The organism is Burkholderia sp. MSMB1078WGS, assembly GCF_001528895.1.
Classification (GTDB): Bacteria; Pseudomonadota; Gammaproteobacteria; order Burkholderiales; family Burkholderiaceae; genus Burkholderia.
The window spans coordinates 14,579-33,816 of the sequence record NZ_LPDI01000098.1 but is presented as its reverse complement, the minus strand read 5'-3'; the positions used below and the strand labels follow the sequence as shown (position 1 = coordinate 33,816).

Genomic DNA, 19,238 nt, shown 5'->3' with positions numbered 1-19,238 from the left:
GGATGCAATGAGGACTATGACCCGTGAGCTGCTTCGGCAGGGTGCATGGATCGTGCTGGCTGTCGGGGTGGCGTCCGCGCTGCAGGCGTGGGCGATTCAGGCTGTCGGCAAGCACGCGCCCTTTGCGCCGCTGCCTTTTTACGCCGGTGTGGCCGCCGCCGCATGGCTGACGTCGCTCACCGGCGGCCTTGTCGCGACCGCCGCCAGCCTCGGCGTGATCGCCGCATTGTGGTGGCGCGACGCGTCGCTGGCGACGCTGCTCGCGCAAGCCGGCGCGTTCGTCGCGATCGGTTTCGCCGAATGCGTGCTGGTGACGACGGTGAAGCCGCTGCTCGCAAACGATCGTTTGAGCGAGATCGATGACGACGACGGCGATCCGTACCCACCGCACCGTGAGCCGTCGTCCGTCGCCTGCGTGTCCGACGACGCGCTGCTGCGCCGCGTGGTCGATGCGTCGCCCGATGCGATCGTCGGGACCGATGCGCAGCGCAGGATCACCAGCTGGAATCCGGCCGCGGCAAGAATCTTCGGCATCGATACGGCCGAGGCGAACGGACGCGACGTCGCCACGATGATCGCGCCGCGCTGGCTGCGCCGACATGCGGTGCCCGCGTCGTTCGCGGACCTGCGCGAGCCGGTCGGGCCGCTCGACGTACTGTGCGTGCGCCGCGACGGCGGCCGTTTTCGCGCCACCTTCGTCGCCTCGCCGATCGTCGACGCGCAGGACCGCTGCGCGGGCCTGTCGCTGACGCTGCGCGAAGCGGGCGAACGCCGCCGCAACGAGCGCTACAACCTTCGCTCGCTGCGCGGCGCACGCGACGCGCGCATGCAGGCCGACACGTCGAACCGGCTGAAGGACGAGTTGCTGGCGACGGTGTCGCACGAACTGCGCACGCCGCTGAACGTGATCTACGGCTGGGTCGAGGTACTGCGCAACGCCGACGGCCAAGGCTTCGCGCAGCAGGCGGTCGACGCGATCGATCGCAGCGCGCGGTCGTTGTCGCACATGGTCGCCGATCTGCTCGACGCATCGTCCCTCGCGACCGGCCGGCTGCGCCTCGAACGCGTGCCGGTCGATCTCGTTCGGATCGTGCGCGACGCCACGCGCGAACTGGACGCGACGGCGCAGGCGAACGGGCTCGTGCTGTCGACGTCGTATGCGATGCCGGCCTGCGTGATCCCGGCGGACGGCGAGCGCCTGCGCCAGGTCCTGTCGAACCTGCTGTCGAATGCGATCAAGTTCACGCCGCCGGGCGGGCGGATCAACGTGTCGCTGACCCGCGCGGGGGAGCGCGTGCGGCTGTCGGTCTCCGACACCGGACAAGGGATTGCGCCGGAATACCTGCCGCACTTGTTCGATACGTTCAGCCGGCCGGAAGGCGCGTTCACGTCCCCCCGGCGCGGCCTCGGGCTCGGCCTGTCGATCGTGCGCAACATTGCGCAGCTGCACGGCGGCGAGGTCGTCGCGACGAGCGCAGGCGCCGAGCGCGGAACGACCGTCACGGTGACGCTGCCCGCGGGCTGGGACGCCGACGATCCGGTCGAGCAGCCGTCGCGCGCGAAGGGCAAGGCCGACATGGTCGCGCTCGACGGTCAGCGCGTACTGGTGGTCGACGACGATCCGACGTCGCGGACCAGCCTCGCGGCGGCGCTGGAGACCATGGGCGCGCAGGTATCGACCGCCTGGTCGGGACACGATGCGCTCGACGCGGTGGAGCGGCAGCAGCCGAGCGTCGTGCTGTCGGATCTCGCGATGCCGGACGGCGACGGTTACTGGCTGCTGGACCGGATCCGGCATTTGCCGAACGGCGGCGGACATCTGCCGGTCGTCGCGGTGACCGCGCATGCAGGCAAGGCCGACCGGCGCCGGGTGATGGCCGCCGGGTTCGATGCGTATCTGTGCAAGCCGGTCGACATGTCGACGCTCGCGAGCGTGATCGTCGACGTCGTGCCGGACGACATGGGCGACGGGAAGCCGCGCGAGCGGTAGCGGTACATACCCGACGTATAACCGACGCACACGCGGCGCGGCAATCCGGCCGCGTGGCCGTCCGGCCGCATACGAGAAAGGAGGCGCGATGGACGCAACGAAAAGCACGACGCGCGACGGCACGGGCAGCGAGCCGGCACGCACCAGGCATAGGACGCCGGTCGTGCCGATCGCGAGCATACTGATGCTGTCGTGTGCATGGATCGCGACGCCCCGCTACGCATCGGCCGAGGAGGGCACCCGTGCGAAGCTTGCGAGCCAGGCGTCGGCCGTCGGGGGGCAGATCCGCGATGCGACGCTCGCGTCCCGCGTCAGGGCCGCGCTCGTCGCCGAACGCGGCCTGGCCTCCGGCGACATCGACGTGCAGGTTCGCGACCGCGTGGTCGAACTGACGGGCAACGTGCCCGACGAGCGACAACGCGCGACCGCGATCCGCGTCGCGCACGACGTCAGCGGCGTGAGCGGCGTGCGCGACAAGCTGCAGATCCGCCGGAAGTAACGTGATGCGCGGGCCAGCGCCGGGCCGATCGGGCGTCGCGCGCCCGCGGTCCTGCGCGTCACCGGGCAGGAGGTTCGACATGGACACCATCATCGCGGGCCGTTTCTCGCGGCTCGAGCAGGCGGAACGCTGCGCGGAGCAGTTGCGCGGCCACGCCATGCATCGGGACGACGTGAAGGTCTTCTTTCTCAATCCGCCCGGACAGCACGCGCTGTTCTGGCTCGGCGGCGACGTCTATGCGGACTCCGCCGCGCGGCCTGGCGGCATCGGCGCGCTGGAAGGCGTGGCCATCGGCGCGATCGTCGGGCTCGCCGGGGCCGCGCTGCTCTATCTGGGCGGCCTTCATTCCCCGCTCGCGTGGATCGGCGTGCCGCTCGTCGGCGGGTACGTCGGCGCATTGTGCGGCGCGCTCGGCCGGATGCGCGGCGATGCGCCGGAGGGGCATGGCGCGCTGAAGCAGTGCGAAAACGGCGTCGTGCTGGCCGCGCACGTGACGCGGCGCACGATCGCGTTCGCGGAGCGGACGATGCTCGCCGCCGGCGCGCTATCGGTGGAGCGCACCGAGGGCGCATGGCACAACGGCGAGTGGACCGATTTCTTCACGTCGGCCCATCGTCCCGCGTGACGCTCCGTTGCCCGATACGGAGGCCCGGATGACGAAAACGAACCGGATGAAGCCACGCGGGCGTCGATCGGCGGCAATCGTCCTGACTGCCGCCGTGGGCGCGCTGGCGTTCGCGCTCTCGCATGCGCAGGCGCTGCCTGCTTCGTCCGCGCAGGTCGCGCCGGGCGTCGTGCGCCCCGGCCCGACCGCCGACGAGGCGGGCATGACCCAGCGGCCGATCGGCATCGACGCCGAGTTCGTCGACAAGGCCGGCATGATCGGCAAGGTGGAACGGCAGGCCGGGCAGCTTGCGCTCGATCGCTCGTCGAACGCGGACGTGAAGGCCTTCGCCCGCCGGATGGTCGACGACCATGCACGTATCGCGGACGAATTGCGGCACATCGGCGCGCAAAAGGGCATACCGGTCCAGACGCGCATGCTCGTCGACCCGGCGGTGACGGCATTGCGCGCGAAGAACGGGCGCGCGTTCGATACGGCGTACGTGGCGTTGGCGGGGCCTCGCGCACACGAAGCGGCAGTCCGGCTTTACGAAACCGAAGCGAAAGACGGCCGCGACCCGCAGCTTCGCGCATTCGCGGCCCGCACGCTGCCGATGCTGAACGCACACCTGAGCGCCTCCCGCCAACTCGCGAAGACGGTGGCCGCCGCGCAGTGATCCGCCTTTCGGCCGATGGGCTTCAGTGCCGCCGCGTGCCGTCTTCGGGGCCGCCCGGCGACGCCTCGTACGGCGGCGAATCGAGCGCCGTTTCGCCTTCCTCGATCAGCCAGTACGGCGAACGGCCGTAGTACGCATGCAGTGCTTCGGCCCATTCGGGGTCGGCCATCGTCGGCCACCGGCTCTTGTCGAAGCCGGGCGCCTCGCGCACACGCGCGGTGTCGACCGGCAACACGAAGCATTCGCGCTCGGCATCGAGTACGAGCGCGTTCCACGGCACCGCGAGCAGCTTGTCGCCGATCCCGAGCAGGCCGCCCGACGACACGACCGCGTATGCGATTCGTCCGGCGCGCACGTCGAGCATGATGTGGGTGACCTTGCCGATGTCGTCGCCGTCCAGCGTCAGCACGCGATCGCCTTCGAGCGTGCGGGCGGCCATCACGTCGGGGCCCGGGCCGCCGACGGCCGTACGCGGATTCGTGCCGACGATGCGCGCGGCGTCGCGCGACGGTTTGTCCGTTGTCATCGAAAACCTCCTGGTCGAAGCGGCAACCCGGCCCGCGCGCGAATTCGTCGCGCGGGTATTGCGCCGGGGCGGCAGGCCGCGCGGGATGATGGATGGGAACGCCGCTCAGCGGCGGCGCGGCAGCGATACGTCCTCGAGCGTGTTGGCCAGCTCGTCGCGAGCTGGGCCGCCCGCGCGCGTGGCGATGTCGCCGAGCGACACCATGCCGACCAGCTTCAGATTGCGGTCGAGCACCGGCAAGCGGTGCAACTGCACGTCGGCCATCCGCTGCTGGACATCGCCGACGCCGTCGTCCTCGACGCACCATTGCACGGGTCTGGACGCAACCGCCTGCACGGGCGTATCGGGCGAATGGCCGTGCGACAGCGCCCGCACCGCCAGATCGCGATCGGTCACGATCGCGACGAGTTCGGCGCCGTCGCAAACGGGCAGCACGCCGATATCGAAGCGCTGCATCAATTCGGCTGCATGGCGAATCGTGTCGGTCGGCGCGACGCACACTACGTCGCGCGACATGATCTCGTTGACGCGATACATGAACGTCTCCTTCGTGAGCGGGGACGATGCGGGAGCACCGCGCGTGCCGCGCGAGGCGCACGCGTCGGGCCCAAGGCCTCTTCACGCTGATAACGGGCTTGCGCCGGATAGCCGGCGACGGAGAAATTTGCCAGCCTGCTTGTACATCTTCCACGGCGCAGACGCGGCCGTCGACGCGGGACGTCAGTGGCCGATGCCCGTCATCGTGACGATTGCGAGGACCACCGCGCTTTCGATCGCGGCCAGCGCCGCGACGCCGGCTGCGCCGCTTACTTCATGCCATCTGCGTTCAAGGACTTTCATCGATCGCTCCTGATTGGGCCGGCGCGCGGCTGCGCTGTCACGCAGCGCGTGCCGGGTGCCGCCGTCAGCCGTGATCGCGGGGCGGGGAAGGGACGTGCGGCGCGCGACGTTCGCGCTCGCCGGACGGCTTGGCGGGGTCGATACGCGTCGCACCGCCGACGGCGGGCGGGTCGCTGGCCGGGAACGTCTCCTCGAGCCCTTCGTCGATGCGTTCCTCCGTCTTGTCTTCGGACGGCGGACGCGACGTGGCGAACCGGAGCAGTCCGGCAGCCGGTGACACGGCGTCGCGGCGGCCGGGGGCGTGAACGGTCATGATCGAACCTCCTTGTCGATGAGAAGGCGCAAGCGCCGTACCCGCGGCAACCGTGGCACGGCGCTTGCAAGCCGCAAGGACCGGCCGGGCATGCGGGTACGACGCGCACGGGGCCGGTATGGACGAGAGGACATCGCGATGAATGCAGCCAGGGAAAGGATACGTTACGACGCGAACGTATGCGGCGGCGATTTCGGCCACGTGCGCGAGCGCTTCGACACGTGGAAGCGGGAATCGCGGGTCTATCGGCCGGAGCGGCGCATGTTCGACGGCAAGGACGAGGTACGCGAGCTGAACGACACCGTCTACGACGGCCCGGAGCGCGCGCAGCAGGCGCTCGTCGCCCATTGCGAACCGTCCGATCCGTTCGCGCTTGCCGTGCAACTGAGCGCCGAGGGGCGCACGATGTGGCTCGTCATGGCGGCCTACGACGACTGAACCCGACGGCGACGGGGCACGGCGCGATAGCGGGCACGGCGCTTGCGGGCGCTCGCTTCGCCATCGAAATGCGCGCGCCGTCGCGCAGGAGTGACATGAAGACGCCATCCACGCTGCACCGCCCCGAACCGACGACACCCGACGTCGACCCGGATCCGCCGCCGCCCGGGCACGACGACCCGGTCGACCCGCCCGTGCCCGACGGGCTGCCGCAAGGCGATCCGCCGTCGAACCCGCCGCCGATGCGGATGCCGGACGGGGGCAGTGCGCCACCACCGGCCGCGCGAACACTGAAAGGAGGACCGTCATGGACATTCACGTGCAATCGCCAGACAAGCGCGCGATCGCTCAGGTACTGGGCCGCTATTTCGAATCGCGTTCGCTGCACTATCACATCGAGGAATTGCCGGGCGGCGTGCTGCAGATCGGCTTTCGCGCCAGCGGCCGACCGGTCGCCGTCACCGTTTCGTTCGACGATGCCGCATACGACACTTATACGCACTGGGACGCGAGCCAGAAGCAGCTCGCGCTCGGCCGCCTCGCCGACGGCTTCTCGCGAATGATGTCGACGCGCAGCCCGGCCGCGCTCGCCGGCGACTATCACGTCGAGCGTTTCTGATTCCGCAATCATCCGCCGGCGCATGCCGGATTCCGGCAAAGTGCCCGTACACAACGGGCGCTTTGCGTCCGCACGCGTGTCGCGTAGGATGTCCGTTAATTCAGCGCACACTACGTTCGCGCAGCGGGCTGCCGACTGTTGCAGCCGCTGAAGCGCGACACGCTTTCCTTCAGGTTCGTTTCGTGCAGCCGACGGAGACCGCCTTGACCACTGTTGCTCGCCTGTTGCTGTCACCCGGCGCACGCCGGTTCGTATCCGGCCTGTCGGCATGCGCGGCGCTTGCAGCCGGCGCGCGCGACGCGGCGGCCCAGACGCCGTCGCCGCTCGGCGAATGGCAATACACGGCGGGCGTACCGCTCCAGAAACTCTTCGATCCGAATATTCCCGCCTGGCAGGTGAGCGTCGGCGCCGCGATGACGCTGCAGCCGCGCTACGCGGGCTCCGACCGCTATCGCGTGATGGGCGGCCCGAATTTCGACATCCGTTATCGCGACCTGTTCTTCCTGTCGACCGGCGAGGGCCTCGGCGCGAACGTGTTGCGCGGGCCGAACTGGCGCGTGAGCCTGGCGGTCGGCTATGACCTCGGACGGCGTTCGGCCGACGATCTCGGCCACCTGAACGGCCTCGACAACATCAACGCGGCGCCCGTGATGAAGCTCGCCGCCGATTACGTCGTCTCGAAGGATTTCCCGCTCGTGCTGCGCGCGGACGTCCGGCGCAGCATCGGCGGGTCGAACGGCTGGACCGGCGATTTCTCCGCGTACATGCCGATGCCCGGCAGCAACGAGCACTTCTTCTGGTTCGCGGGGCCCACCGTGTCGTTCGCCGATTCCCGCTACATGAACAGCTGGTTCGGCGTGAACCAGGGCGCGGCCGCGCGCTCGGGGTTGCCGGCCTATTCGTCGGGGGCCGGGATCAAGTCGGCCGGCCTCGGCGTGACGATGGTGTGGTTCGTGAACAAGCACTGGTTCGTCACGATGGACGGCGCGATCGAGCAGCTCGTCGGTCGCGCGGCGCGCAGCCCGATCACGCAGCAGTCGACCAACGGCGTGTTCGACATGTCGGTGAATTACCAGTTCTGACCGAAGCCGGATCGCAGGCGGATAGCGGGAGGGCGATGCCGCGTACAGCATCGCCCGTCACATTTGATATGATTGCGACCTGTACAAACGTACAGTGATCGATCCCCGTGACGCCTGCCTCACCGACGCCTCCGGCGTTTTACTACCTGACCAATTTCGAACGCGCGCTGGCCTGGCTCGGCGAGCGTTACGACGACCTGTTCGACGCGCACGAGCACGCGTTCGTCCGGCAGTTCGCGGCGCTGCCGCAGGCATCGCGGGCGCTGCTCGTGCGGATGCTGATGCGCAACGGGTCCGATTTCCGCGCGAGCAAGCTCGTGTACGACGAGATCGGCTGCACGCTCGACGCCGCCGCGCCGCTCGTCGCCCTCGGCTGGGTCGATCCGGCACCGCCGCTCACGCTCGACGAGCTGTTCGCGCTGTCGACCAAGGCCGATCTGCTGCGCATCTTTCCGTCGCTCGCCGCGCACGCGGGCGAACGCAAGGCCGACTGGCTCGACCGGCTGCGGCCCGCGCACGACGTCGCGCAACCGCTCGACGCGTGGTGCGCACAGGCCGACGACCGCGTACTGCGCGTGACGGTCGGCGCACTGTGCGACCGGCTGCGGCTGATGTTCTTCGGCAATCTGCATCAGGACTGGAGCGAATTCGTGCTCGCCGATCTCGGCGTGTTCCAGTACGAAAGCGTGCCGATCGCGCCGTCGTCGCGCGCGTTCCAGCAGCGTGGCGACGTCGACGCGTATCTCGCGCTGCAGATGTGCCGCGACGCGCTCGATGCATGGCCCGACGATCTGCCGTTCGACGACCTGATCCGCGCGCTGGCCGCAGTCGACTGTGCGCAGCCGTGGCTCGCGACGCGCCGCGCGAAGCTGCTGTTCGCGCTCGGCCAGGCGTGCGAGCGCCGTGCCGACTGGGGTACCGCCCTCGACGCGTACACCCGCAGCGCGTGGCCCGGCAGCCGCCACCGTCGCATCCGCGTGCTCGAACGCTGCGGACGCGACGACGACGCGCTCGCGCTGGCGCTCGACGCACGCGGCGGCTTCGAGAGCGACGAGGAGCGTCAGCGCGTCGAGCGCATGCTGCCGCGCCTGCAACGCCGCGCCGGCCAGCGGGTCGAACGCGCGGCTGCCGCCGCCGACGTACCGCGCGAGACGCTCGTGCTGGCGCGCCCCGACGCATCCGTCAGCGTCGAATTCGCCGTGCGCGATCATCTCGCGCAGCCGGCTTCGCCGGTCCACTACGTCGAAAACACGCTGATCAATTCGCTGTTCGGGCTGCTGTGCTGGGAGCCCGTGTTCGCGGCCGTGCCCGGTGCGTTTTTTCACCCGTTCCAGCGCGGTCCGGCCGATCTGCACGCACCCGATTTCGCGATGCGCCGCGCGGCGGCCTTCGACGCATGCTTCGCGCAGCTCGATTCGGGCGCGTACCGCGACACGATCCGCCGGCATTTCGCGACGAAGGCCGGGCTGCAATCGCCGTTCGTGTTCTGGGGCGTGCTGACCGACACGCTGCTCGACGAAGCGCTCGCCTGCCTGCCGCCCGAGCACCTGCGGCTATGGTTCACGCGCCTGCTCGCGGATATCCGCAGCAACCGGTCCGGCCTGCCCGATCTCGTCCGCTTCTGGCCCGACGAACGCCGCTACGAACTGATCGAGGTGAAGGGCCCGGGCGACCGGCTGCAGGATAACCAGACACGCTGGCTCGCCTACTGCGTCGCGCACCGCATGCCGGTGCGCGTCGTCGACGTCGAGTGGGCCGGCGCGGCCGTCGCGCACGCCGAAGCGGCGGGGTTGTCCGCATGAGCTACGTCGTCGCGGTGCGGGCGATGTGCGAGTTCACCGCGCGGCGCGGCGATCTCGACCTGCGCTTCACGCCCGCGCCGACCGCGCTCGAAGGCATCGCCGGCCACGGCGCGGTCACGTCGAAGCGCGGCGCGCGCTACGAAACCGAGATCGCGCTGACGGGCACGTGGGGGACGCTCACCGTGCGCGGCCGCGCGGACGGCTACGATCCCGTGGCGAACCGGCTCGAGGAAATCAAGACCTATCGCGGCAGCCTCGACGCGATGCCGGCCAACCATCGCGCGCTGCACTGGGCGCAGGCCAAGGTGTATGCGCACCTGATGTGCGACGCGCGCGATCTCGAGGAAATCGACGTCGCGCTCGTGTATTTCGACATCGTGTCCGAGCGCGAGACCGTGCTGACGGAAACGCTGGATGCCGGCACGCTCGCGACGTTCTTCGCCGAGCAGTGCGCGTGCTTCGTCGGCTGGGCCGAACGCGAGACGGCCCATCGCGCCGCACGCGACGCGGCGCTGCGCGCGCTCGCGTTTCCGCACGGGCAGTTTCGCAGCGGCCAGCGCGAGCTGGCGGTGGCCGTCTATCGCGCGGCGCGCGACGAACGCTGCCTGATGGCGCAGGCGCCGACCGGCATCGGCAAGACGCTCGGCACCGTGTTCCCGCTGCTGAAGGCATGCGGCGAAGGCGAGCTCGACCATGTGTTTTTCCTGACCGCGAAAACGCCCGGCCGTGCGCTCGCACTCGAAGCGGCGACGACGCTCGGCGCCGGCACGCCCGCGCTGCCGCTGCGCGTGCTGGAACTCGTCGCGCGCGACAAGGCGTGCGAGCATCCGGACAACGCGTGTCACGGCGAATCGTGCCCGCTTGCGAAAGGCTTCTACGACCGGCTGCCGGCCGCGCGCGACGCGGCGATCGACGCCGGGCTGCTCGATCGCGACACCGTGCGCGCCGCGGCGCTCGCGCACGACGTCTGTCCGTACTACCTGGCGCAGGAGCTCGCGCGCTGGTCGGACATGGTGATCGGCGACTACAACTACTACTACGACGGCAGCGCGATGCTGCACACGCTCGCGCAGCAGAACCAGTGGCGCGTCGGCGTGCTCGTCGACGAAGCGCACAACCTGCTCGACCGCGCCCGCAAGATGTACAGCGCGTCGCTCGATCCGTTCGCGTTCGCGGCCGCGCGCGAAGCCGCGCCCGCGGCGCTGCGCAAGGCATTCGACCGGCTGGCCCGTGCGTGGGGCACGCTCAATCGCGCACAGGCCGAGCGCTATGCGGCCTATCCCGACGTGCCGGGCCCGATCGTGTCGGCCGTGCAAAACCTCGTCGCGGCGATCGGCGAACACCTGACCGACGCGCCGCGCGCGAACGGCGACGCGCTGCTGCGCTTTCATTTCGAGGCGATCCAGTTCGGCGTGCTGGCCGAAGCGTTCGACAGCGCATCGATCTTCGACGCGACGCTGCATGGCGAACCGATGCTGCGGCAGCCCGCGCTCGACGGCGTGGCGACGGCCGGCCGCCGGCGCCGCGTCCAGTCGACGCTGTGCGTGCGCAACGTGATCCCGGCCGGTTTCCTGGCGCCGCGCTACGAAGCCGCGCGCGCAACCGTGCTGTTCTCGGGCACGCTGAGCCCGTTCCATTTCTACCGCGACACGCTCGGGCTGCCCGGCGATACGGGCTGGCTCGACGTCGACGGGCCGTTCCGCGCCGAGCAACTGACGGTGCGCGTCGCGAGCCACGTGTCGACGCGCTGGCGCGACCGCGATCGCTCGCTCGAGCCGATCGCCGACCTGATCGCCGCGCAATACACGGCCCGGCCCGGCAACTATCTCGGCTTCCTGAGCAGCTTCGACTACCTCGGGCGCGTGGTCGCGCTGATGCAGACGCGCCATCCGGACGTCCCCGTGTGGGCGCAAGCGCCCGGCATGGCCGAAAGCGAGCGCGACGCGTTTCTCGCGCGCTTCGACGCGGCCGGCCGCGGCGTCGGTTTCGCGGTGCTGGGCGGGGCTTTCTCGGAAGGCGTCGACCTGGTCGGCGAGCGGCTGATCGGCGCGTTCATCGCGACGCTCGGATTGCCGCAGGTCAACGACGTCAACGAGCAGATGCGGCGCGCGATGGACGCGCGCTTCGGCAACGGTTACGACTACATGTACCTGTACCCGGGGCTGCAGAAGGTCGTGCAGGCGGCCGGGCGCGTGATCCGGACCGAGCACGACGAGGGGGTCGTGCATCTGATCGACGACCGTTACCGGCGGCGCGAGGTGCGCAATCTGTTGCCGCGTTGGTGGCGGATCGGGTGAAGGGCAAAAACCGGCCGACGGACTGCCGGTTGCGGCGCAGGGCGCTATTCGTTACGTAGCGGGGTTGCAGGCGTTGCACCGGGGCCGTTCGCGGCGAGCAAGGTGCGCTACAGCACGTTGAGCATCGCGAGCGCCGCTTCCTGCAGATGCGGCAGCACGCGCCGCACGGCCGCGTCGGTCGTCTCCGCGCCGATCGGCATGTTCGTGCTCAGCGCGGCGACGACTTCGCCGTGACGGTTCTTCAGCGGCACCGCGATCCCGCGCACGCCAACCTGCAACTGCTGCTCGATCGCCGCGTAGCCGGCGTCGCGCGCCTGGTCGACCTGTTCGAGCAGCCGCGCCTTGTTGGTGATCGTGTGCGGCGTGAACGGCGGCAACTCGGTCTCGTCGAGCCACGCGCGCACGGCCTCGCGGTCGGGATGATGGGCGAGCAGCACGACACCGGGCGACGTCAGCGGCGCCGGCACGCGTGCGCCGAGCACGAAGCCCGTCGTCATCACGCGCGACACGCCGTTGCGGGCGATGAACACGAGCTCCCAGCCGTCGAGCACGCTGACGTACGCCGATTCGTTCAGCGACGCGCTCAGTTGCTGCAGATAAGGCTGGACCGTGCGCGGCAGCCGCGCCGAATCGAAGTACGACCAGCCGACCCGCAGCACGCGCGGCGTGAGCCCGTACAGCTTGCCGTCGGTGTACACGTAGCCGAGCGACTCGAGCGTCAGCAGGTAGCGCCGCGCGGCCGTGCGCGTGAGGCCGGTGCGGGCGGCGGCCTGCGTGGGCGTCATGCGCGCGTGCTGGCTGTCGAACGCCTCCAGGATCATCAGGCCTTTTTCGAGGCCGGCAATCCAGTCGCGTCGGTCGAGATCCGGCTTTTTCATCGTCGCAGGCGGGCAGTGGATGCGCGTTATTCGCGCGGAAGTGAGCGATTATCGCGCGAATCATGGGTAATGGGGCGCGCGTGCCCGGCCCAATTGTCCATTCAGTCGAATTGCGGATTCGCACCAACAATATACAAACGACGACGTATATCCATGGAGGCTCGGATGCAGGTCGCTAAATGGGGCAATAGCCTGGCGGTTCGGCTTCCGGCCAGTGTGGTCGACGCACTGGAATTGCGCGAAGGCGACGATATCGAGATCGTGGTCGACAGTCCCCGCGTTTTCGCGGTAAGCCGCAAGCCGAGGCCCGACGAGATTCTGGAGCGACTGCGGCGTTTCAGGGGCAAGTTGCCCGCGGATTTCAAGTTCAGCCGGGACGATGCGAATGAGCAGGATTGAGACGGAGAAATCGTTCGTCGACAGCAATGTCGTGCTTTATCTGCTGTCCGACGACGAAACCAAGGCAAATCGTGCGGAGGCGCTGTTCCTTCGCCGGCCAACCATCAGCGTCCAGGTATTGAATGAGATCGCCAGTGTCTGCAACCGCAAACTGCGGATGCCGTGGCGCGAGGTAGGGGAGTTTCTGGAGCCGATCAGGCGTTTGTGCCATGTCGTGCCGCTCACCGTCGATGCGCACGACCTCGCGCGGCGGCTGGCGGAGTGGCATCGCTTGTCCTTCTACGACGCATGCATCGTGGCAACTGCTTCGATCGAGGGGGCGAATATCTGTACACCGAAGCCATGTACGGCGGCCTGCAAGTGGAGGCGGTCCGGTATTGCGCAACCCGTTTGCTTGAGGGCGGACGAACCGGAAAAGCGGAGGAACCGGATGCGACGCGACCGTTACGCGCGCCGCATCCGCCATGGCCTTACTCGCTGCTCGTCCACTCGACGTTCGCGCCGACCGAACGCAGGTTCTCGACGAAATGCGGATGCGCGCGGCGGATCGGCAGCGCGTTCATGATTTCCGAGCGGCCTTCGATGCTCGCGGCCACCATCAGCAGCGCGATCGCGACGCGGATGATGTACGGGCTCTCGACGCGCGCCGGCGTCAGTTGCAGTCCGCCGAACGTGATCAGCCGGTGCGGGTCGGACAACAACACGTGCGCGCCGAACTTCGACAGTTCGCCGGACCAGCCGAGTGCGCCGTCGTAGACCTTGTTCCAGAACATCGCGCTGCCTTCCGCGCGCACGCCGAGCGCGATGAAGATCGGCAGCAGGTCGACCGGCAGGTACGGCCATGGCGCGGCCTCGACCTTGGTCAGGATGTTCTGCGTGAACGGCCGGCGCACGCGCAGCGGGCCGTCGCGCTCCGCGCGCGACCAGCCGTCCCGGTGCGTGACGGTGACGCCGAATTTCGCGAACGTGCGGTCGATCAGCGGGAAATGCTCGGGCGACGAATTGCGCACCGTGATGTCGCCGCCCGTGATCGCGCCGAGCGCAAGGAACGTCGCGATTTCATGGAAATCCTCGGCGAAGCGGAACTCGCCGCCGCCGAGCTTGCCGCCGCCCGTCACGCAGAGCCGCGACGTGCCGATGCCCTCGATCGCGACGCCGATCATCGCGAGGAACTGGCAGAACTCCTGCACGTGCGGCTCGGAGGCCGCGTTCATCAACGTCGACGTGCCGTTCGCGGCCGTCGCGCACAGCGCGAAGTTCTCGGTGGTCGTCACCGACGCGTAGTCGAGCCAATGAGCGTTGGCCGTCAGCGGCCCGTCGGTACGGACGATCAGCGAATCGGGCGTGCGCTCGATGTGTGCGCCGAAACGTTCGAACACCTCGACGTGCGGATCGATCTCGCGCACGCCAAGCGTGCAGCCCTTCACGTCGTTCTCGAGGCGCGCGACGCCGAAGCGCGCGAGCAGCGGCGGAATCAGCATGATCGACGAACGCATCGCCTCGGGCAGCCGGTGGATGGCCGGATCGAATTGCGTGTTGCGATGGTGAAGCTCGAGCAGACCCGTCGTGAAATCGACCGACACGTCGCTGCCGAGCGTGCGGAAGATGTCGAGGATCTTGCGTACGTCGGTGATGTCCGGCACGCCGACGAGGCGCAGCGGCTGATCGGTCAACAGGGTGGCGCACAGAATCGGCAGGACGGCGTTCTTGTTCGCGGACGGCTTGATGTCCCCGCGCAGCGGAGTGCCGCCGTGGACGATGAGATTCGACATGATATGGGGGCGTATCGGTGACTGACGTAGGCCCATATGATGCCATTGGTCGGCATGCGGCGTGGAGTGTTCGGAGGGGAAAAGGGGAATCGGCGCGCGTAACTGACAGTGTTTGACGTCGCGCCGCGATGCGGCGGGTCGAATGCCGGCCGGCATGGCCGAACGACCGCCGCGTTGGCCGACCGCGAATCGGGTCGGCCAACGGTCAGGCCGTCATTGCGCCGCCCGCATCCGCGCGGCGACCGCCAGCGAGATCAGGCAGCCGAACGCCAGATAGCCGGCGACGAGGTGCCACGAACCGCCTGCCACGCTGACGAGGCCGACCGCGATGAACGGCGTGAACCCGCCGCCTACGACGCTCGCGAACTGGTAGCCGACGCCCGCGCCGCTGTAGCGGTATTCGGCGCCGAACAGCTCGGTGAACAGCGGCTGCTGGACGCTCACGACCATGTCGTGCGCGGCGTTCGCCAGCAGGATCGAGAAGATCACGATCCACGCGATCGATCGAGCTTCCAGCGCGACGAAGAACGGCACCGCCGATACGAGGCCGATCAGCGCGCCGATCAGGTAGATGCGGCGCAGGCCGTAGCGGTCGGCCAGCCATGCGAAGCAGGGGATCGTCACGCAGCTCACCGCGCCCACCAGCAGGCCGATGTTCAGGAACAGGTCACGCGACATGCCGAGGTTCGTCGTCGAATAACTGAGCGCGAACGCGGTGACGATATACATCGTGAACAGTTCGGCGAGCCGCAGCGCGACGATCAGCAGGAACGCCTTAGGGTGGCGCGTCAGCGCCTCCAGCACCGGCAGGCGCAGTTTGCGGTTGCCGTGCTCGACCTTCTCGACGAACTCCTGCGATTCGTCCATGTTCTTGCGCACCCACAGTCCGATCAGCACCAGCACGATGCTGAACACGAACGGCAGGCGCCAGCCCCACGACTTGAACGCCGCCTCGCCGAGCGTATGGCTCAGGATCGAGACGATGCCGGTGGCCAGCACGAGCCCGACGCCGTAGCCGACTTGCACGCCGCTGCTGTAGAACGCCTTCTTCTGCTTCGGCGCGCTCTCGACGGCCATCAGCGCCGCGCCGCCCCATTCGCCGCCGACCGCGAAGCCCTGGATCGCGCGCATCAGCACCAGCAGCACGGGCGCCCACCAGCCGATCGTCGAGAACGTCGGCAGCAGGCCGATCGCGACCGTCGACAGCCCCATCAGCATGACGGTCAGCACGAGCATCCGCTTGCGGCCGAGCCGGTCGCCGTAGTGGCCGAACACGATGCCGCCGAGCGGCCGGAACAGGAAGCCGACGCCGAAGGTGGCGAATGCCGCGAGCGTGCCCATCGTCGGGCTGACTTTCGGGAAAAACTCGGAATTGAACACCAGCGCGGCGACGATCCCGTACAGCAGGAAGTCGTACCAGTCGACGACGGCGCCGACAAAGCTGCCGATCGCAGCCTTGCGGGCCTGGCTGCGAGCGCGAGCGCCGGCGGTGTCGAGGGTGTCGAAGGTGGGGGTCATGGCGATGTCTCCTGGCACGGCGCATCGTGGAATCGTGGCGGCGCCGCGTCCGATGCTGCATTGAAGTCGATGAGTGAACGGAGAATAGGGCGCGGGCCGCACGGCGGCAATTGGCCAATCGGACAATGTGCGCGATTATCGTTCAATTACGTGCGATTATCGAACGATTTTGGGGTTTGCACTAAGCGGCGCGACGATATGCCGTTTGGCCGGGGTGTGCCGCGGTGAACGATCTGGTTAAAATCTGCAACATCGACAACTCGCCCGTTCGGGGCGGACGCGAGGCCGCCGCATCGGCCGCGCATGCCGCACGCGACGGGCACGAACCCCCATCGACCGCATGCCCCCGGAGACTGGAATGCCCGGCAATTTCCACCCCTTGTCCAGCGATACGCCGCCCGTTGCCGATCCGGCCGCCAATCCGCTCGGGATGGCAGGCCTCGAATTCGTCGAATTCGCGGCGCCCGTGCCGGAAGCGCTCGCGCAGCGCTTCGAGCAGTTCGGGTTCAAGGCGATCGCGCGGCACGTCAGCAAGAACGTCACGCTGTACCGGCAGGGGCAGATGCATTTCCTCATCAACGCCGAGCCCGATTCGTTCGCCGCGCGCTATGCGGAGGAATACGGGATGGGCGTCTGCGCGATCGGGTTGCGCGTGGCGAACGCCCGGCGCGCGTTCGAGCGCGCGATCCAGCTCGGGGCGTGGGCGTTCGAAGGCGAAAAGGTCGGCGTCGGCGAGCTGAGGATCCCGGCGATCCAGGGCATCGGCGATTCGCACCTGTATTTCGTCGATCGCTGGCGCGGGCGGGGCGGCCAGCGCGGCGGCGTCGGCGACATCTCGATCTTCGACATCGATTTCCGGCCGATCGACATCGCGACCGCGCATACCGATCTCGATTGCGCGGGCGTCGGCCTGCAGCAGGTCGACCACTTCACGCAAACCGTCGGCGCGGGCCGCATGCAGGAGTGGCTGGATTTCTACCACGACCTGCTGCATTTTCGCGAGATCCACCAGATCGACGCGCACTGGCATGTGTCGGAGGAATCGCGCGTGATGGTGTCGCCGTGCGGCGCGGTGCGGATTCCGGTCTACGAGGAAGGTACGCGGCGCACCGAGCTGATGCATGCGTACCTGCCCGACCATCCGGGCGAGGGCGTGCAGCACGTCGCGCTGGCCACCGACGACATCCTGGCGTGCGTCGATGCGTTGCGCGCGAACGGCGTCGAATTCATCGAGCCGCCCGTACGCTATTACGACGACGTCGACGCGCGGCTGCCCGCGCACGGTGTCGATCTCGACGCGCTGCGCCGCCGCGCGGTGCTGGTCGACGGCGAGATCGGCGACGACGGGGTGCCGAGACTGTTCTTCCAGACCTTCGTCAAACGCCGCCCCGGCGAGATCTTCTTCGAGATCGTGCAGCGCAAGGGGCACCACGGGTTCGGCGAGGGCAACCTCGCGGCACTCGCCCGCGCGCGCGACGCCGGCTGAACGATCAGGCGCCGGCGGCCGGCAAGCGGTTCGGGGCGGGCGTTCGATGTCTGTATCTGCGGCGGCATAACCGCTTCGGTCCTGCCAGGACCGCCCGTCGACCGAGGGTCGAAGTATTGCGGCGAAGACCGGCAGCCCGTCGCGGCCGGTCGATTTGTCACGCCGCGCCGGCCGCCGCGAGTTTGCGGCTTTGCCGACGCATGCCCGCGAATATCGCGTCTGCCACGTCCGCCGGAAAATCCGCCGGGATCTGTGCGGCGGCTTCGGCAATCGCGGGCTCCGTCCGTGCAGCGACGGCCGTCATCGCGGCCCGCACGTCGTCTTCGGTCAGGCCGACGCGCCGGCCCTGTGCGATCCAGTGGCGCGGCCGGATTTCCCCGATCACGTAGTGCCGATTCTTCCCGCAGACGGCCATCGCGAGGCGCGCGCGGCTCGGCGGGATCTGATTGCGGCGCGTACCGATGATCGGATGCGCGGACAGCACGTCGTACAACGGCGTGCTGCGATACGTATTACCGGGCAGGTGCGCGATGCTGAAGTTCTTCGCGTGGCCGTCGATCGCAGCCAACACCCAGAACACGAGCTGTGCGACGAAGAAATTCATCCGGTCGCGGGAAGCGTCGGCCGAATTCGCGAGGATACCCATGATCGTCTCGATGCCGGGGCCGCCGTCCGCTTCGTATTTCGCCCCCGACGGCGTGCCGGTCGCCTGACACATGTCCTCCTGCGGCAGCCGCAGGATCCACGAGCCGTCGCGCGACGGGCGCCGGTCGAAGCGCTCGACGATCAGCGCCTTCTGATCGTCGAACCGGCCGATTTCGCACGGTGCGACCGGCAAGCCGTACGCGGCGACGATCTTCGAGCACAACCATTCGTTTTCGACGGACGTGCGCATGTCGGCCTGCATGTTGCCGACGCGCCCGAGCGGCAGCTTGAAGATGTGGGTCGTCGGCGTGCTGCCCGACGGCCGCAGCCAGCGGTTGCGCTGACGCAGCAGCGCGGTCTTTTCCTGCGCGCCGGCAATCGACAGGCGCAGGTCGCCGTGCGGTTCCCCGTGGCCGGGCAGCGGCGCGGCGGTCGCGTGGCGCAGCGCATCGGCAACGGCTGCGTCGTCGAGCGGCGCGCCTTCGATTCCGTTGAGATTGACCGGTGTCTCGTCGGGCGGCAGCATTTGAATCGCGCCGACGCAATCGCGGCCGATCGACGCGAGCAAGTCGAATGGCGCTGTCGACCGGAGCCGGTAACGCTGCGCGATGCGACGGCGGATCGGCTCGCTGTCCGGCAGCAGATTGTCGAAGTAGTCGGCCACGATCGCGCCCTGGTGCGGCTGGTTGCCGGGCGTGAAGGGCAGCGACAACGACAGCGGCCGGCCCTGGGGATCGTCGAGCCAGTCCGGCAGGTAGACGAGACGCTCGACCCCACGCCGGATTTCCCAGTAGCCGACAGGAATGCCGTTCATCCACAGGTCGAGCCGGTTGCTGCGGGCGCGTGCGACCATC

At 68.7% G+C, this 19,238-nt stretch carries 18 protein-coding genes and 1 pseudogene; 12 read left to right on the top strand and 7 right to left on the bottom strand.

Annotated elements, in window-relative coordinates; genetic code table 11:
• Nucleotides 1-7 precede the first annotated feature (7 nt).
• From WT24_RS24555 to WT24_RS24540, 4 genes are all read left to right on the top strand, one after another.
• Nucleotides 8-1,990: an ATP-binding protein gene (locus WT24_RS24555; protein ID WP_060036116.1), complete on the top strand. Its 1,983-nt coding sequence runs from the start codon at nucleotides 8-10 to the stop codon at nucleotides 1,988-1,990.
• 88 nt (nucleotides 1,991-2,078) lie between these two features.
• Nucleotides 2,079-2,489 carry a BON domain-containing protein gene (locus WT24_RS24550; protein WP_060036115.1) on the top strand — a complete coding sequence of 137 codons (411 nt, stop codon included), beginning with the start codon at nucleotides 2,079-2,081 and terminating at the stop codon, nucleotides 2,487-2,489.
• A 79-nt stretch (nucleotides 2,490-2,568) separates the two neighbouring features.
• The gene (locus WT24_RS24545) at nucleotides 2,569-3,114 is read left to right on the top strand and encodes a hypothetical protein (RefSeq protein ID WP_034204843.1); all 546 of its coding nucleotides are present in this window, start codon (nucleotides 2,569-2,571) and stop codon (nucleotides 3,112-3,114) included.
• A 28-nt stretch (nucleotides 3,115-3,142) separates the two neighbouring features.
• On the top strand, nucleotides 3,143-3,769 hold the full coding sequence (locus WT24_RS24540; RefSeq protein WP_060036216.1) for a DUF4142 domain-containing protein: 627 nt from the start codon (nucleotides 3,143-3,145) through the stop codon (nucleotides 3,767-3,769).
• Between the two features lie 22 nt (nucleotides 3,770-3,791).
• On the opposite strand, the gene WT24_RS24535 is transcribed toward WT24_RS24540, so the two are convergent.
• From WT24_RS24535 to WT24_RS24525, 3 genes are all read right to left on the bottom strand, one after another.
• Nucleotides 3,792-4,295 carry a PRC-barrel domain-containing protein gene (locus WT24_RS24535; RefSeq protein WP_060036114.1) on the bottom strand — a complete coding sequence of 168 codons (504 nt, stop codon included), beginning with the start codon at nucleotides 4,293-4,295 and terminating at the stop codon, nucleotides 3,792-3,794.
• 105 nt (nucleotides 4,296-4,400) lie between these two features.
• On the bottom strand, nucleotides 4,401-4,832 hold the full coding sequence (locus tag WT24_RS24530) for a CBS domain-containing protein (protein WP_059505251.1): 432 nt from the start codon (nucleotides 4,830-4,832) through the stop codon (nucleotides 4,401-4,403).
• A gap of 367 nt (nucleotides 4,833-5,199) precedes the next feature.
• A complete protein-coding gene (locus tag WT24_RS24525; protein ID WP_059505253.1) occupies nucleotides 5,200-5,448 on the bottom strand; it encodes a hypothetical protein in 249 nt (82 codons plus the stop codon).
• A gap of 138 nt (nucleotides 5,449-5,586) precedes the next feature.
• Here WT24_RS24525 and WT24_RS24520 point away from each other — a divergent pair, with 138 nt between their 5' ends.
• From WT24_RS24520 to WT24_RS24500, 5 genes are all read left to right on the top strand, one after another.
• Nucleotides 5,587-5,886: a hypothetical protein gene (locus WT24_RS24520; RefSeq protein ID WP_060036113.1), complete on the top strand. Its 300-nt coding sequence runs from the start codon at nucleotides 5,587-5,589 to the stop codon at nucleotides 5,884-5,886.
• A 307-nt stretch (nucleotides 5,887-6,193) separates the two neighbouring features.
• Complete coding sequence (locus WT24_RS24515) at nucleotides 6,194-6,505, top strand: hypothetical protein (RefSeq protein ID WP_006479035.1); 312 nt, start codon at nucleotides 6,194-6,196, stop codon at nucleotides 6,503-6,505.
• A 203-nt stretch (nucleotides 6,506-6,708) separates the two neighbouring features.
• The gene (locus tag WT24_RS24510; protein WP_059505257.1) at nucleotides 6,709-7,587 is read left to right on the top strand and encodes a MipA/OmpV family protein; all 879 of its coding nucleotides are present in this window, start codon (nucleotides 6,709-6,711) and stop codon (nucleotides 7,585-7,587) included.
• A 107-nt stretch (nucleotides 7,588-7,694) separates the two neighbouring features.
• Nucleotides 7,695-9,389, top strand: coding sequence for a VRR-NUC domain-containing protein (locus WT24_RS24505; RefSeq protein ID WP_060036112.1), 1,695 nt, complete (start codon nucleotides 7,695-7,697; stop codon nucleotides 9,387-9,389).
• A complete protein-coding gene (locus tag WT24_RS24500) occupies nucleotides 9,386-11,686 on the top strand; it encodes an ATP-dependent DNA helicase (protein WP_060036111.1) in 2,301 nt (766 codons plus the stop codon). The genes WT24_RS24505 and WT24_RS24500 overlap by 4 nt, the downstream gene beginning before the upstream one ends.
• A 107-nt stretch (nucleotides 11,687-11,793) precedes the next feature.
• Here the strand turns inward: WT24_RS24500 and WT24_RS24495 are convergent, their stop codons facing one another.
• Nucleotides 11,794-12,564: an IclR family transcriptional regulator C-terminal domain-containing protein gene (locus WT24_RS24495; protein ID WP_059505261.1), complete on the bottom strand. Its 771-nt coding sequence runs from the start codon at nucleotides 12,562-12,564 to the stop codon at nucleotides 11,794-11,796.
• A 165-nt stretch (nucleotides 12,565-12,729) separates the two neighbouring features.
• Between WT24_RS24495 and WT24_RS24490 the strand changes: the two genes are divergently transcribed.
• Nucleotides 12,730-12,963, top strand: a complete 234-nt coding sequence (locus WT24_RS24490) for an AbrB/MazE/SpoVT family DNA-binding domain-containing protein (protein ID WP_060036215.1) — start codon at nucleotides 12,730-12,732, stop codon at nucleotides 12,961-12,963.
• Nucleotides 12,950-13,361 (top strand): annotated as a pseudogene (locus WT24_RS33595) (PIN domain-containing protein). Before WT24_RS24490 ends, WT24_RS33595 begins: the two are co-directional and overlap by 14 nt.
• A 72-nt stretch (nucleotides 13,362-13,433) precedes the next feature.
• Here WT24_RS33595 and WT24_RS24485 read toward each other — a convergent pair.
• Entirely contained in the window at nucleotides 13,434-14,735 is a 1,302-nt protein-coding gene (locus WT24_RS24485) for a UDP-N-acetylglucosamine 1-carboxyvinyltransferase (RefSeq protein ID WP_059505265.1), read from the bottom strand.
• A gap of 213 nt (nucleotides 14,736-14,948) precedes the next feature.
• Nucleotides 14,949-16,253 (bottom strand): shikimate transporter, encoded by a 1,305-nt coding sequence (shiA, locus tag WT24_RS24480; RefSeq protein WP_059505267.1) that lies wholly within the window; start codon nucleotides 16,251-16,253, stop codon nucleotides 14,949-14,951.
• A gap of 358 nt (nucleotides 16,254-16,611) precedes the next feature.
• On the opposite strand from shiA, the gene WT24_RS24475 reads away from it, so the two are divergent.
• Nucleotides 16,612-17,739, top strand: coding sequence for a 4-hydroxyphenylpyruvate dioxygenase family protein (locus WT24_RS24475; RefSeq protein WP_059505269.1), 1,128 nt, complete (start codon nucleotides 16,612-16,614; stop codon nucleotides 17,737-17,739).
• Between the two features lie 157 nt (nucleotides 17,740-17,896).
• On the opposite strand, the gene WT24_RS24470 is transcribed toward WT24_RS24475, so the two are convergent.
• On the bottom strand, nucleotides 17,897-19,237 hold the full coding sequence (locus WT24_RS24470; protein WP_060036110.1) for a type II toxin-antitoxin system HipA family toxin: 1,341 nt from the start codon (nucleotides 19,235-19,237) through the stop codon (nucleotides 17,897-17,899).
• Nucleotide 19,238: the final 1 nt, after the last annotated feature.